The 14507-nt window shown below is 66.1% G+C and carries 13 protein-coding genes; 2 read left to right on the top strand and 11 right to left on the bottom strand.

Features of this window, described 5'->3' with window-relative positions:
* Nucleotides 1-23: 23 nt before the first annotated feature.
* Nucleotides 24-1724, top strand: coding sequence for an AGE family epimerase/isomerase (locus EJO66_RS20805; protein ID WP_125965956.1), 1701 nt, complete (start codon nt 24-26; stop codon nt 1722-1724).
* Between the two features lie 8 nt (nt 1725-1732).
* On the opposite strand, the gene EJO66_RS20800 is transcribed toward EJO66_RS20805, so the two are convergent.
* The 9 genes from EJO66_RS20800 to EJO66_RS20760 all read right to left on the bottom strand — a co-directional run bounded on the left by EJO66_RS20800 (nt 1733) and on the right by EJO66_RS20760 (nt 11271).
* The gene (locus EJO66_RS20800) at nt 1733-3310 is read right to left on the bottom strand and encodes an amidase (RefSeq protein WP_125965955.1); all 1578 of its coding nucleotides are present in this window, start codon (nt 3308-3310) and stop codon (nt 1733-1735) included.
* 55 nt (nt 3311-3365) lie between these two features.
* On the bottom strand, nt 3366-4058 hold the full coding sequence (urtE, locus tag EJO66_RS20795; protein ID WP_047786803.1) for an urea ABC transporter ATP-binding subunit UrtE: 693 nt from the start codon (nt 4056-4058) through the stop codon (nt 3366-3368).
* On the bottom strand, nt 4052-4810 hold the full coding sequence (urtD, locus tag EJO66_RS20790) for an urea ABC transporter ATP-binding protein UrtD (protein ID WP_125965954.1): 759 nt from the start codon (nt 4808-4810) through the stop codon (nt 4052-4054). Before urtD ends, urtE begins: the two co-directional genes overlap by 7 nt.
* Nucleotides 4807-5931: an urea ABC transporter permease subunit UrtC gene (gene urtC / locus EJO66_RS20785; protein ID WP_125965953.1), complete on the bottom strand. Its 1125-nt coding sequence runs from the start codon at nt 5929-5931 to the stop codon at nt 4807-4809. Before urtC ends, urtD begins: the two co-directional genes overlap by 4 nt.
* Before the next feature lie 3 nt (nt 5932-5934).
* Nucleotides 5935-6828 carry an urea ABC transporter permease subunit UrtB gene (gene urtB / locus EJO66_RS20780; protein WP_124960052.1) on the bottom strand — a complete coding sequence of 298 codons (894 nt, stop codon included), beginning with the start codon at nt 6826-6828 and terminating at the stop codon, nt 5935-5937.
* A 70-nt stretch (nt 6829-6898) separates the two neighbouring features.
* Entirely contained in the window at nt 6899-8146 is a 1248-nt protein-coding gene (locus tag EJO66_RS20775; RefSeq protein WP_164547872.1) for a transporter substrate-binding domain-containing protein, read from the bottom strand.
* A 266-nt stretch (nt 8147-8412) separates the two neighbouring features.
* Nucleotides 8413-9012 carry an ANTAR domain-containing response regulator gene (locus EJO66_RS20770; protein WP_047786799.1) on the bottom strand — a complete coding sequence of 200 codons (600 nt, stop codon included), beginning with the start codon at nt 9010-9012 and terminating at the stop codon, nt 8413-8415.
* Between the two features lie 11 nt (nt 9013-9023).
* Nucleotides 9024-10169: a transporter substrate-binding domain-containing protein gene (locus EJO66_RS20765; protein ID WP_124960051.1), complete on the bottom strand. Its 1146-nt coding sequence runs from the start codon at nt 10167-10169 to the stop codon at nt 9024-9026.
* A 148-nt stretch (nt 10170-10317) separates the two neighbouring features.
* Nucleotides 10318-11271 carry a GlxA family transcriptional regulator gene (locus EJO66_RS20760; RefSeq protein WP_124960050.1) on the bottom strand — a complete coding sequence of 318 codons (954 nt, stop codon included), beginning with the start codon at nt 11269-11271 and terminating at the stop codon, nt 10318-10320.
* 108 nt (nt 11272-11379) lie between these two features.
* On the opposite strand from EJO66_RS20760, the gene EJO66_RS20755 reads away from it, so the two are divergent.
* A complete protein-coding gene (locus EJO66_RS20755) occupies nt 11380-12378 on the top strand; it encodes an SLAC1 anion channel family protein (RefSeq protein ID WP_124960049.1) in 999 nt (332 codons plus the stop codon).
* 52 nt (nt 12379-12430) lie between these two features.
* Here EJO66_RS20755 and EJO66_RS20750 read toward each other — a convergent pair whose 3' ends face one another.
* Together EJO66_RS20750 and EJO66_RS20745 are read right to left on the bottom strand one after the other, a co-directional pair.
* Complete coding sequence (locus EJO66_RS20750) at nt 12431-13357, bottom strand: protein NO VEIN domain-containing protein (RefSeq protein WP_124960048.1); 927 nt, start codon at nt 13355-13357, stop codon at nt 12431-12433.
* 84 nt (nt 13358-13441) lie between these two features.
* Entirely contained in the window at nt 13442-14440 is a 999-nt protein-coding gene (locus EJO66_RS20745) for a LysR family transcriptional regulator (RefSeq protein ID WP_124960047.1), read from the bottom strand.
* Nucleotides 14441-14507 lie beyond the last annotated feature (67 nt).

The following is a 14507-nucleotide window of genomic DNA, read 5'->3' as shown; positions in this document are numbered from 1 at the left end:
CGAAACGGCCAAAGGAACACGCAATGAGCCTGGGTGAACTGCTGGCCTGCGCCAAGCCGGCGCTTGCCGCCACATGGGTCGAGTGCATGGAGGCTTCCGCCGCGGGGGTGCTCTTCATGTCGGTGTGCCATGGAAAGGAGCGCGCCCATGTCGTGACGGTCCGCGGCAAGAACTTCGAAGAGGTGTGGCGCCGCGGCGCGCAGCTGCTGCAGGCGTGGCTGCGCAAGCAGGGCAGCGCGCCCATCTGGCTGCGCGTGGACGTGGTGCACACGGTGCACGTCATGACCTGGCAGGCGCTGAAGCAGGCCCTCGCGACAACCAAGCGCAACTACTTTCGCCATGGCATCGCATTCGACGCCGAGCTGTCGGTGGCCATGCTCGAGGAAGAGATCGGCGCGCATGCCGTGCTCTACGACGGCAATTTTTCCGAAGCGACGCCGAACGCCGTCAACCTCGCGCTGTATGGCAAGCACCGCCACGGGCGGGAACTGCATTGGCCCACGGAGGCGCAGCAGCCGGTCTGGCTCTTCGACACGCGGGCCGTGTTCATCGATGGCAAGGGCCTTCACGCCATCGAACACCAGGGGCGCAACCGCGGCTACCGGCGCCTGCCGGCGTGGGACGCCGAGCGTGTACGCGACATCGCCGCGACCAGCACCGCCTACCTGGCGCGCCAGGTCAAGTCGTCCGGCGCGTATCACTACGGCTGGTTTCCCTGCTTCGATCGCGCCATCCCCACGTACAACGCCTTGCGCCACGCCAGCTCGACCTACGCGCTGCTCGAAGGCTGGGAGCTCACGCGCCAGCCCGAACACAAGGCCGCCATCGAGCGCGCGCTGGCCCACCTGACCGGCAAGCTCATCCAGCGCACCACCCTGCCGGGCGGCGAGCAAGCGGCTTTTCTTGTCGACATCGACGACGAGATCAAGCTGGGCGGCAATGCCGTGTGCCTGCTGGCCATGGTCAAGTACACCGAGCTCACCGGCGACACGCAGTACCTGCCGCTGCTGGAGCAACTGGCACTGGGGATCGTCCACATGCAGGACCCGGCAACGGGCCGCTTCGTCCACGTGCTCAACCATCCCGAGCTCAGCGTCAAGGAAGAGAACCGCATCATCTACTACGACGGCGAAGCCGCCTTCGGCCTGATGCGGCTGTACGGGCTGACGCGCGATCCGCGCTGGTTGCGAACGGTCGAGAAGGCCTTCGAGCATTTCATCGCGGCCCGGCATTGGGAAGCCCACGACCACTGGCTGAGCTACTGCGTCAACGAGCTCACGCTCTACCGGCCCGAGGAGCGCTACCTGCGCTTCGGCCTGGACAACGTGCGCGGCCACCTCGACTTCGTGCTCGACCGCATCACCACCTTTCCGACGCTGCTCGAGCTGATGATGGCGGCGCAGAAGATGATCGTTCGCCTGCAGGCCGATGCCGCACATGCGCACCTGCTGGAAGGCTTCGACATCGAGAAGTTCTACCGCGCACTGGAGCAGCGTGCGCGCTACCTGCTGACGGGGCACTTCTGGCCGGAGCTCGCGATGTTCTTCAGGAACCCGTCACGCATCGTCGGCAGTTCGTTCATACGCCATCACAGCTTCCGCGTGCGCATCGACGACGTGGAGCATTACCTGTCGGGCTATGTCGCGTACTGGAAGTACCTGGAAAGCGGCGGCCGGCCGGCCGAACTGCAGGCCATGCGGGAAGACGCTGTGCCGGCAAAGTGAAGCGGGGCCTACGCCGCCGAGAGACTCGGTGAGCGGCGATGCTGCGTGCCGGTTTCGTAGCTGTGCGCAAGGGCGAGGAGTTCGGCTTCGCTCCAGAGCTTTCCCACGAAGATCAGGCCGAAAGGCGAACCGGAGCCGTAGTAGCCCGCAGGTACAGTGACACCCGGCACGCCGGCGATGTTGATTTCGCCGACCGTCGTTTCCTGGATGGTGTGCCCCTGCCCGGCCAGCGGCAACTCCTCGCGCATCTGCGGGAAGACCAACGCGTCGAGCTGGTGCCGCTCGAAAACTTCTTCGATGATCCGAAGGTACGCTTCCTTCAGCGCAATGAACTCGGAGAGATCCGGCGGGACCGTGGGTGATTGCAGCGAGGCGACGAACTGCGGCAGCGTATGCATGAAGTCGAGCACACCGCCCCGATCGAAGGCCGACTGTTTCGCCGTGGCAGCGGCAAATTCATTGAAACTCTTCAGGGCCGCGTCGGGCCCCAGGCGCTGGAGGTACTTGTGCAGGTCGTACGGAACCGACTCCATGCCTCGCGCATCGAAATTCGGCAGCGGCGCGGTCGGCTTGCGCAGCGCTGCAAAGCCGGAACCGTGGAATGGATCGTTCACCAGGACCGCACCCAACTCCGCCAATTCCCTCTGCGCGCGTTTGTAGAGTCTTTCGGTTTCCGGCGCGAGCGGCTGGTCGCGCCAGCCCTTGCCGAAGAGGCCGAGGCGCGCCCCCTTGAGCGCGTGGGCGCTCAGCTTCGACGTGTAGCCGAGCCGGGGCTTCTTTCCCACCCCGGCGAGCGTCTTCGGATCCTCGGCCGTGTAGCCCGCCAATACGTCGAGACACAGCGCGGCATCGCGAACGCATCGCGCGATCGGGCCCACGACATCGCGATTGCCAGACAAAGGCATCACCCCTGCATTCGGCACCAGCCCGATCGTCGGCTTGATGCCGACAAGGTCCTGCGCCGAGGCCGGATTCTGGATCGAACCGCCCGTTTCCTCGGCCAGGCCCAACACCGCCATGCCTGCGCTGACTGCGGCGGCGGTTCCGGCGCTGCTGCCGCCGGGCACCCGGTCCGGCACCACGACGTTCAACGTGGGGCCGGCCCAGCTGTCGTCGGCATGCGTCCCCGTGTGACTCAGCACGGGCACATTTGTCTTGCCCAGGATGACCGCACCCGCGGCTCGCATGCGTGCGACCACGGGCGAATCGGTCGCCGGCATGAGATCGACGCCCCCCGTCTTGCTGTAGAGCAGCGACCACCCCGCCGTGGTCGGGAACCCCACCATGTCCATGGGATCCTTGACGACGACAGGCACACCCGCAAGAGGTCCCAGCGGTTCGCCGGCCAGGCGCCGCCGGTCGATGGCGCGCGCATCCTCGATGGCCTCTTCGTTGATGAAGACGATCGCGTTGTAGCGTGTGTTGAAGGCCTCGATCTGCTTCATGCAGTCTGCGGCGAGGCTTTCCGCGGTGAACGCGCCGGTTCGAAAACCGTCCTGGACCTGCGCCACGGTCAAGGCGCCCAAGTCCAGCACCGCCGCAACTTCCGCGGCCGTGGTCTTGATACCCGATTCGACATTGCTCATTCTTGAACTCCTGGTGAAATGATGTGTTGAAGCGCTGCTCCTGCGAGGGAGCAGTTCAGAAGGTCATGTGCCTGTCCACGACTTCGTTCGTCAGCCGGTCGATCGGACCGCTCTCGACGATCGATCCCTTCTCGAACATGGCGAAATGGCTCGCCACGCGGCGGGCGAAATCGATGTTCTGCTCCACCAGCACCATGGTCATGCCGAACTCGCGGTTCAGGCGGGTGATGGCGGATTCGATCTCTTCGACCACGGAAGGCTGGATGCCCTCGTTCGGCTCGTCGAGCAGCATGACCTTGGGATGGGCTGCGAGCGCCCGCGCCAGCGCGAGCTGCTGCTGCTGGCCGCCCGACAACACGCCGCCGGGCCGATGCAGGTTGGCCGCGAGGTACGGGAACAGCTCCAGCGCCAGCGGCGGGATCGCGCGTGGCCCGCGGCCGGCGAACGCACCCATCAGGATGTTCTGCCGCACGCTGAAATCCGCAATGATCTCGCGTCCCTGCGGCACATAGGCAATGCCGCTGCGGGCGCGCAGGTGGGTCGGCAGGCCGTCGATGCGCACGCCCTCGAGTTCGATCGCACCTGTGGAGCGGACCATGCTGCCCATCAGGGTGCGAAGCAAGGTGGTCTTGCCCATTCCGTTGCGCCCGAGGATCGCCGTGACCTTGCCTGCCGGTATGGTCAGATCCACATCCTGCAGGGCATGGCTGCGCCCGTAGAAGCCGTTGATGTTCGATAGTTTCAGCATGGCGAGGCAATTCCGTGAGAGCCGAGGTAGGCCTGCCGCACACGGGGGTCGCGCTCGATCTCCGCGACACTGCCTTCGGCCAGCACGCGGCCGAGATGAAGCACCGTGATGCGCTCTGCGATGTCCCGCACGAATGCCATGTCGTGCTCGACCACCAGGATGGTGTGGCGGCCGCGCAGCGCCTTCAGGATCTGTGCCGTCTTGCGCGTTTCCGCCTGCGTCATGCCGGCCGTCGGCTCGTCGAGCAGGATCACCTTGGGGCGCTGCGCAATCAGCAATCCCAGCTCCAGCCACTGCGTGTGGCCATGGCTCAGGTCCGCCGCCTGCCGCTGCTGCACGCTCTCGAGACCGGTCAGCGCGAGGATCTCGTCAACCCGGGTCCCGTCCTGCCTGTCGAAGCCCCAGCGCAGGTTGCGAACGATCGATGGCTCCCTGGTTGCCGCGACGCACAAGTTCTGCCGCACGCTCAGTTCCCTGAAAACGCTGGGTATCTGGAACTTGCGGCCGATCCCGGCGCGCGCCACGCGGTATTCGGGCCAGTTGGTCACGTCGGCGCCGTACAGCTCGACGCGCCCTTCGGAGCTTCGCGTCTTTCCCGAAACGAGATCCATCAGGGTGGTCTTGCCCGCGCCGTTGGCACCGAGCAGCACACGCAGCTCGCCTTCGGCGACCTGCAGCGACACGCCGTCCACCGCCTTGAAGCCCCCGAAGCTGACGCCCAGCGATTTCAGTTCAAGTGCCATCGCGCTCATCGGGCACTCCCGAGTTCGCGCGGCGCGGGCCGGCTGCTCCAGCGCGCGAGCATGTCGTGCATCCAGCCACCGATTCCCTTCGGCAGATAGAGCACCACCAGCACGAAGGTCAGTCCCACGATCACGCGCCAGGCTTCCACCAGCGACTGCGTTTCGCTGGCCGTTGCCTCGAGAATGTTGATCAGGATGGCGCCCACGCACGCGCCGAGCAGCGACGCGCGCCCGCCAACGGCGGCCCACACCACCATGGTGATCGAGAACGCCAGGTCCATGAAGGTCGGCGACGCAAACTCGGCCACCACCACGTAGAGCATGCCGGCCAGTGCCGCGATGCCCGCCGACAGCGCGAAGAAGAAGGTCTGGTAGTGCGCCACGTCGAAACCGAGGTAGCGCGCGCGCTGCGGATCGCCCGACGTCGCCCGCAGGATCAACCCCGCGCGCGTGGCCAGCAGCAGCCGCGCACCAACCAGCACCACCGCCAGCACGCCAGCAATCAAGTAGTAGGTCGACGTGCCGTAGGGATCGAACTCCAGCGCGCCGACGCGCAGCCAGGCCAGGTCGGACAATCCGTTGAAGCCGTTGGTCAGCGGCTGGGCATCCACCAGCAGCAGCCGCACCAGCAACACCAGCGCGAGCGTGATGATCGACACGAACACACCCGCGATGCGCTTTCGGAAAACCACCGCGCCCAGCACGAACGCGACCACCACCGGCAGCACCACGCCCATCAGGATGCCGAACCACTGGTAGCGGAACGGCAGCCAGAGAAACGAGCCCTGGTTGATGCAGCACAAGTCGACGACCGCGCCCGGCTCGGCATTCGACAGCATGAAGTCGGGCACAGGTCCCTGGCCGCCATGCCGGAGACTCGACGGACTCGCCATCTTCAGCGACATGGCCAGCATGTAGGCCCCCAGGCCGAAGAACAGGCCCTGCCCCAGGTTGAGAATGCCGGCGTAGCCCCAGCACATTGCAATGGCGATGCCGAGCATGCCGTACACCAGGTACTTCGCGAGCCGGTTGAGCCAGAACCCGTCGAGCACCAGCGGCGCGGCGGCCACCAGGACGAGAAAGATCGCATAGGCGGCGAAGGTCGCACGCCGGTCCAGTTGGGAAACCATGTCTTACCGTCCCTTGAACGAGAACAGGCCCTGCGGGCGGATGACGATCAGAAGAATCACGAGGCCGAACACCGACGCGCGCGCCACGATGTCGTTGGTGACGGCGGCGACGATGCCGTTGACTTCGCCCAGGCCGATGGCGGTCACGACGGCGCCGAGCAGGCTGCCCACGCCGCCTGCAACCACCACGAGAAAGCTGTCGACGACCAGTGCCGTCCCCATGTCGGGCGACACGGTCTTGAAGCCCGCGACCAGCACGCCCGTGATGCCCGCCAGCCCGGCGCCGAAGGCGAAGGTCAAGGCGTTCACGCGTTCGACGTCGATGCCGCAGGCCGCAGCCATGCGCGGATTGCGGATGATCGCGCGAACCTGCATGCCGATGCGGGTGCGGTAGAGCAACAGCCAGGTGGCCAGCGTCAGCACGATCGTGCTCGCGACGATGAATGCGCGGTAGGCATTGATCGATGTGCCGGCGATCTGGAACGCACCCTGCAGTTCCGCAGGAACGGGCATGTTCTGGAGTCCCGGGCCGAGGCCTTCGATGTGGATGCCGAAGAACGCCAGTCCACCTTCGAGCCGCACGAACTGCTGCACGAGGATGGCCACGCCCCACGTCGCGAGCAGGGTGTCGCCCAGCCGTCCGTAGAGGCGGCGCACCACGCAGCGCTCGATCAGGAACCCCAGCAGCGCCGTGAGCACGAAGGCGATGGGAATGGCCGCGTACAGGCCCCATCCGAGCCAGATCTGCGTCATGACCGCGGCGTAGGCGCCCACCATGATCATCTCGCCATGGGCCATGTTCACGACCCCCATGGCGCCATAGATGATGACGAGGCCGAGCGCGGCCAGCAGAAGGATCGAGCCCACGCTCAGGCCGATCAGAAGTACATCCAGCATGTCGGAAATTCCTTGCGCGGCGCGGCCCCCCGGCGCGCCGGTGCGCGCGACGAGATAGGCCGCAGGGGCCTCAGATCTTGGCGGTGACTGCGCCCTTGCGCGTGCAGATCAGGTTGCTGTCGGTCTCGCCGTACGCCGAGTAGGGCAGCGGTCGCAGCGGCTGCGGGTTCGCATCGACCACCTTGCTCTGGCCGTCGGCCTGCCACTGCCCGATGCGCGGGGTGACCCATGCGTGCAGGCTGTCGGGATCGATGCGCACCCTGCCGCCGGGCGCGTCGAAGGTCTGTCCGCCGATGTTGGCGCGAATCGCGTCGGCCGTCGTGGCCTTGCCGGCCTCGACGGCTTGCTTCCACAGGAACACCTGGAAGTAGGCCGCCTCGAGCGAGTGGTACGTGACGGCCTTGGGATCGTTCACGAACTTGCGGTAGCGCTCGATGAAGGACTTGTTGGCGGGCGTGTCGATCGACATGAAGTACGGCACCGAGGTGTAGCTGCCCGCCGCATATTCGGCGCCCATGGCGGCGATCTCGATCTCGCTGGTCACGGTGGCGCAGATCGGCACCGCGGCCTGCGACATCCCCTGGTTCTTGTACTCGCGGTAGAAGGCCACCAGCGAATCACCGACGACGTTCGACAGGACCACGTCGGCGCCGGACTCCTTGATCTTGCGCACCATCGTTGCCCATTCGGAATGCCCGAGTTCGAGGTATTCGTCGGCCACCCACTTCGCGCCCGACTCTTCGATCAGCTTCTTGCTGACCTTGGCCATTTCGCGCGGGTAGACGTAGTTGGAGCCGACGATGAAGAACTTCTTCTTGCCGAGCTTCCGAGCGATCCAGGGAATGTAGTTTCCAAGCTGCTGGTTGGCGACGGCGCCGCTGTAGACGACGTTCTTCGAGCATTCGTAGCCCTCGTAGTGCGTCTGGTAGAAAAGCATCGCATTGCGCCGCTCGAAGACCGGCAGCACGGCCTTGCGGCTGGCCGAGGTATGGCAGCCGAACACCGTCTCGATGCGGTCGCGCGTCACCAGCTTCGACGCCTTCTCGTTGAAGGTCTTGGGGTCGGACGCCCCGTCCTCCAGCACGACTTCCACCGTGCGGCCCATCACGCCGCCCGCGGCGTTGATCTCCGCCACCGCCATGCGCACCGCGTTGGCGAGCATCTTCTCCACGATGGAGAGTCCGCCGGTCTGGGAGTACAGGGCACCGACCTTGATGGTGTCGGCAGCGAAAGCGGATCGCATCCACGCGGGAGATGCGAGCGCGGCGGCCGATGCGGCCGAGGAAACGAGGAGGCGGCGACGTGAAGTAGTCAGCATGGCGGAACCTTAAGACGTGAGGCAGCACTGCATGGCAGCCGAATGGTTGATGAACCGTGTCAAAGCGATACCAGCCGACGGCACTGTCGGGTGCGGGCAAAAAAAAACCCACTCCGCAGCGATGGACTGCGGTGTGGGCTTCATTGCCAGCATCCAGAAGAACACACATGGTTCCCTGGAAGAACCGCACCAGCGCCTGATGATCAAGGGTGGTGCAGCCACTGTGCCAACGGATTCCGCCGACACAGTGCATTCATCGTATCCGGTTAATTTGCGGCTTGCAACAGTGTTTCCATGTTGATGATCGAACTCGCGATCTGCTCCATCGAGAGCCGCTTCGACATCGCTTGCGCACGGATGGCCTGGTAGGCCTCGACCTCGCTGATGCCCTTCGACGCCATGAGGATCGTCTTGGCACGGCTCATCGCCTGGTCGCTCGTGATCTTTCTGCGCAGCTTGCGGTTCTCCTTCAACAGCGCCTGGCGCTCCATCCAGTTGCTTCGCGCCGCGACCAGGTTGGCGAGCAAGCCGAACGGCTTGATGGGTTTCTGCACGACGGCAAAGGCGCCGCTTTCGAGAACGAGCTGAAGCGTTGTCGGGTCCTCGTAGTTCAAGATCGCAATGACCGTCGGCTCGGGCTTGGGCAAGGACTTGAGCAGTGCCTCGATCGCATGCCGGGCCTCGCCCTCGATGAGCAGAAACAGGACATCGGCATTCGACACCAGACTCACCGGCACCGGCCAGACGACACTGACCATGCACCCGACCCGGCGCAGATGGCTGACCAGGGCATCCCCCTCTTCATCGGGCGGATGCACAACGACGACCTTCAGTTCGGGCAGCTCGCGCAGCAGGGATATCGCCATGGAGCCTCCGGTCAGGCCGAACGGCCCGCAAGCGGATCGAACCGGCTCTCGTACATGTAGGGGTCGGGCTTGACCCGTATGCCTGGATCGTCCACCACCTGGAACGTGCCGCTGGCATCGACCCTGGCGACGCGCGGCCAGAGATAGGTGTGATGGTTCTCCTGATCGATCCTCACCTTGCCCTGCGGCGCATCGAACTCGTGCTCGTGCAGGTGAGGCAGCATCATGTCCAGCCGGTCGTCGCCCGCGCGCTCCAGCGTTTGCGCATAGAGCTTCACCTGGAAGTAGGCGGCCTCGGCGCAGGCCGTGATCGGCAGTTCGGGGCCGAACCGCTTGCGGTAGGCCGCCACGAACCTCAGGTTTGCGGGACTCTGCAGCGTCGAGAAGTACGGTGCCGCCGTGATGCTGCCCTCCGCCACGCCTTCGGCCATCTGGGCGATCTCCGCTTCCTGCGTGGACTGGCTCGCAATGGGATGGGTGCGCTGGTCGAAACCGGCTTCGCGGTACGCACCGTAGAAATGGGCGATGCCATCGCCCACGACGGTCGAATAGACCACATCGGGCTTGGCCGCCTTGATGCGCCGGATCACCTTTGCCATGTCGATGTCCGCCACGCGCAGCGGCACGTACATCTCGTCGAGCACCTCGCCGCCCGCCTGGCGGAACAGGTCGGCGATGATCCGGTTCGACTCGTAGGGGTAGACGTAGTCCGATCCGACCAGGAAGAGCCGCTTGCCGAAATGCTGCGTCAGATAGCGCACCAGTTGCACCGAGTTCTGATTGGGCGCCGCGCCGGTGTAGACGCAGTTCGGCGAATACTCGAAGCCTTCATAGAGCGTCGGGTAGAACAGCAGCGCGCGATGGGCCTCGACCACCGGGAGCACCGCCTTGCGCGTGCTGGACATGTAGCCCCCGAAGATGACCGCCACGCCATCCCTGTCGCACAACTGCTTTGCCAGTTCGCGGTACCGCTTGGGACGGGACGCCGGGTCGTAGATCACCGGTTCGATCGGCCGTCCGAGCACGCCACCGCTCTCGTTGATCTCCTCGATCGCCAGCAGGGTGGCCGCCTGCTGCGTCCGCTCCACCGCCGCGGTGACCCCCGTGGTGGAGAACAGGACGCCGACTCGCCAGGTTCGCGCTGTGAATGTGCTCACGATGGGTCTTTCAAAAGAAAAAAAGCTCCCAACGGTCACGCGTGGACCGTTGGGAGCTTCACTGCTCCGAGTTTCATTGGACGATGCGCCGCATCGCCGATGCGCCGCACTTTACCAGTACTGCGCGAAGGACGACCGCACCCGGCCGTCATTTCGCGAACCGCCTCCGATACTCCACGAGGCTCACGCCGAGGCGCCGGCCGAATGCGCGCCTGAAGCCGTCCACGTTGGCATAGCCCACCTCGCCCGCCAGGCGCTTGGCCGGCAGTTGCGACTCCTCGGCCAGGCGGCGGGCGGCATCGATGCGGGCGTTCTCGACGAATTCGGCCGGCGTGGTGCCGGTCTCGCTTCGAAACACCCGCGCGAAGCTGCGCTCGCTCATGCCCGCCAGCGCGGCCAGCGCCGGCACGGACAGGTCGTCCTTCAGGTGCGAAAGCACATGGTCCTGCACCTGTCGCATGCTCGAGCGCTCGGAGGTCTGGGCCGCCAGGTGGGCGCTGAACTGGCTTTGGCCGCCCGGGCGCTTGAGGAACATCACCAGCTCGCGCGCGACGCGCAGCGCGAGTTCGCGGCCGTGGTCCTCCTCCACCATGGCGAGCGCCAGGTCCATGCCCGCGGTCACCCCGGCCGAGGTGAAGAGCTTGCCGTCCTTCACGTAGATCGCGTCCGGTTCGACACATGCCAGCGGATAGGCCGTGGCCAGGCGCGCGGTGGAGTTCCAGTGGGTCGCCACGCGCTTGCCGTCCAGCAGCCCGGCGGACGCGAGCACGAAGGCGCCGCTGCACACCGAGCCGTAGCGGCGCACCGTGCGCGATTGGCGCCTGAGCCAGTTGTGCAGCACCGCATCGCCGACCATGTCATCCATGCCGGGGCTGCCGGCCACGAGCAAGGTGTCGATCGGCCCGCGATGCGTACCCACCGTGGCATCGACCGCCAACCTCACCCCGCTGCTGCTCTTGAGCAACCCCGTCTCGGTGCCGATCACCTGCACCTGGTAGGCGCGCGGCTGCCCGAGCTGGCGGGCCGCCTCGGCGAACACGTCGGCAGGGCCGGCGACGTCAAGCAGCTGGACACGGGGAAAGGCAAGGATCGCGACACGCATGGCGGTGAAGGCTCGGTGATTGGCGGAAAACGTCGCGCCGCGGCGCCCACGGCCCAGGCAGTTTGGCAGAAACTATCCACACCAGCAAATTCAGCCAACGAGGCCATCATGCAGAACGAGTCATTGAATCCGCCGTTTCCGGTGTTCCACCCCTCCAGCGAAGCTTCGCTGCGCAACCTGCCCGTCAACCTGTTCGGCTCCGTCATGGGGCTTTCGGGGCTGGCCCTGGCCTGGCGGCTGGCACACGGCAGCCTGGGCGCGCCGGCCGTCATCGGCGAGGCCATCGGCGCCTTTGCGCTCGGCGTCTTCGTGCTGCTGGCGCTGGGCTATGCGGCGAAGCTGGCCAGGCATCCGCAGGCCGTGCATGCGGAATTCCATCACCCGGTGACCGGCAACTTCTTCGGCACCATCGTCATCTCGATGCTGCTGCTGTCGGCCGTGATCGCGCCCTACAGCGCGTCCGCCGCGCACGCGCTGTGGACCCTGGGCGCGATCGCGACCTTCGTGCTCGGCTTCGTGGTGGTCTCGCGCCTGCTCAAGGGACAGGTCGATGCATCGCATGCGGTACCCGCCTGGCTGATCCCGGGCGTCGCCACGTTGGACATCGCAGTGACCGCCGGGCACGAGCCGTCCACGGCCTGGGCCGCGGAACTCAACCTGCTGGCGATGGCCGTGGGCGCGGTGCTCGCACTGGTGCTGTTCGTGCTCATCGTCGGCCGGCTGGTGCACCAGGCGCCGCTCGCGCCCGCAATGACGCCCTCGCTGATGATCCTCGTGGGGCCCTTCGCGGTCGGGTTCCTCGCCTACACGAACATCACGGGCAGCATCGACCGCTTTGCCGCGCTGCTCTTCTACTTCGCGCTCTTCATGTTCGCGGTGGTCGCGCCGAAGGTGTTCCGGCCCAGCGTGAAGTTCTCCCCGGCGTGGTGGGCGATCGGCTTCCCGATGGCCGCACTGGCCAACGCGGCGCTGAAGTACGCGCAGCTGCGGGAAACCGCGCCGCTGCGGACCATCGCGGTCCTGCTGCTCGGGATGCTGACCGTGGCGCTGGCGGTGCTCACCGTGCGCACCCTGCGCATCGCGTTCAACGGAAAGCTGTTGACCTGAGCCAGGCGCTTGGCCAGCCCGCTGCCGCCCCGAAGGCAGGGGTGCCCGCCCGCTAATCCAGCGGCTCGAACCCCGGCGCCTGCTCCATTTCGGAAGGCTTGTAGATCTTGTGCTGCGCCGCGGTGCCGATGGCATCGGCAACCACCAGCAGCCGCCAGAGCGGCTCGCGCGCCGAGCTTGCGCGTTCTTCGCTCGTGAGCCGGAAGCTGGGCACCCCCGTGGACGTGCCCTTCACCACCACCCTGAGCAGCTTGGCCCCCTTCGCGTTCGACACTTCGAGGTCGTAGCCGAGCTTCTGGCTGCTGACGTCCTCGGCGTTGTAGCCGTAGCCCTTGAAGTGGCGCATCACGTAGTCCATGGCGGCGGCCTGGACTTCCTCCCGCGAGGCCGACCTCTCCGCAGCCGCCGCGGCCGGATCGCCGGCCGCAGCGACCGGCACGCTGCCCCGCGCCTTGGCCGCCTGTATGTCGGCTTCGCCGGGCACCCAGCCGCGCGCACCGCGCACCAGGATCGCAAGCTGCTGGTCGGAATCCCAGCTGGCGACGTGCCATTCGGCGTCGTCGCGCACCCGCGTGGAGACCTTCGCGCTCTTGTTGCTCTCGAGTTCGGCAATGGCGACGCGGTTGGTCTGCAGCACGGCACGGAAGCCCTGGCCTGCGTCGACGGTGCGCTTGAGCAGCGCACGGCGGTCCTTGGCGCGCTGGATCTGCTGGGGGCTGCGCACGCCGCCGCCGACGCGGTGCTGCGTGTCCAGCGACTCGAGGCAGAACCAGCGCCCGCCGTCGCCGATGTTCACGAATTCGGCCCAGATGGTGGCAATGACGTTGTCGCCCGTCGCGAGCCAGGCGTGATCGAACGGCTTTTCCCGCGCATCGAAGACGCCCATCTTCGCAACGATCTCGACCGGCGTGAGCCGTGGTCCGGAAAGCCGCATCTCATCGATGACGGCGAGCACTTTGGGGTCGACTTCCTTGTCCATTCAGCGGGGTCTCTGGCGAGTTGGGGGGTGGGAGTATGCCGCATCGGGGGAGGCCCGGCTCTCGCGCCGGCCAATGCCACGACGCTAGCTTCTTGCCGGCTTCTTCTTGACGCTCTTGCGTACCGGCCGTTGCCGCAGGCCCGAACTCGAGCCCCGCAACGGCCGGGCCGGGGCCACGTCGTGCTGGCTCGCCCGCAACTTGAAATCGCAGGTCTTCACGGCCAGCTCGACGATCCGCGCCAGCGCGGGACTGGAATTGTCGCTCCGATAGACCGCGCTGTAGACCAGCGGTGGCGGCATCGGGTCGCTCTTGACGATACGCAGCAGGCCGCTTTTGATGTCCGGGCGCACGTAGTCGAGCGCTTGCTGGCTGATGCCGAAGCCGCTGATCGTCAGCTCGCGCAGGACGGTCGTGCTGTTGGTGAGCATGACCTTGCCGAAGCGGAACCCGTGCTCAGCGCGCCAGGCCTCGTAGAACTTGTTCTTCGAAGCGCCCGCGGGCTGCTCGATCACCGGATAGTCGGCGAACTCGTGCGGCGCCAGGGCACGTTGCGGAAGGCCGAGCCGCGGGCTCGCGATCCAGGCCTGGTCGACCTGCCCGACCTTGATCGATTCGAACGCCTGGCCCCAGAAAGTGCCCGGCATGATGGACAGGTCGAGCTTGTTGGCTTCGAGGCGCTCGAAGAGCGTCAGCCCCGCGTCCACCACCGGCTCGAGCGTCACCTGGGGGTGCAGCTTCTGAAGCAGCTGGATCAGCCGCGTGAGCCATGTCATCGCAATCAGTTCCGTCACGCCCACGCGGAAGGTGCCGCGCAGCGTCTTGTCCACGCTGATGTCGTGCTGGATGCGCTGCCACAGGCGATGGGCTTCCTCGGCCAGCGGCAGCAATTCGCGCCCGGCCTGGGCCAGTTCCAGCCCATGGGAGGTGCGGTGCAGCAGCGTCCCGCCCAGCGACTCCTCGAGTTCGGCCAGGCGCTTGGAGATGGCCGACTGCGTGGTGTGCAGCTTCACCGCCGCCGCGCTGAAGCTCTGGAGCTTGGTGCTGAAGAGAAAGGCCTCCAGCTGCTTGAAGGTGAAGTTCATTCCGATGGAATGTAAGCCCAATGCTCCTCAGGAAAAAAAGGAATACCCAGATCCTCCGATTTCTCGT

The organism is Variovorax beijingensis (genome assembly GCF_003951285.1).
GTDB classification, from domain to species: domain Bacteria; phylum Pseudomonadota; class Gammaproteobacteria; order Burkholderiales; family Burkholderiaceae_C; genus Variovorax; species Variovorax beijingensis.
The sequence above is the reverse complement of the archived record's forward strand: the minus strand, read 5'-3'. Positions and strand labels throughout refer to the sequence as shown.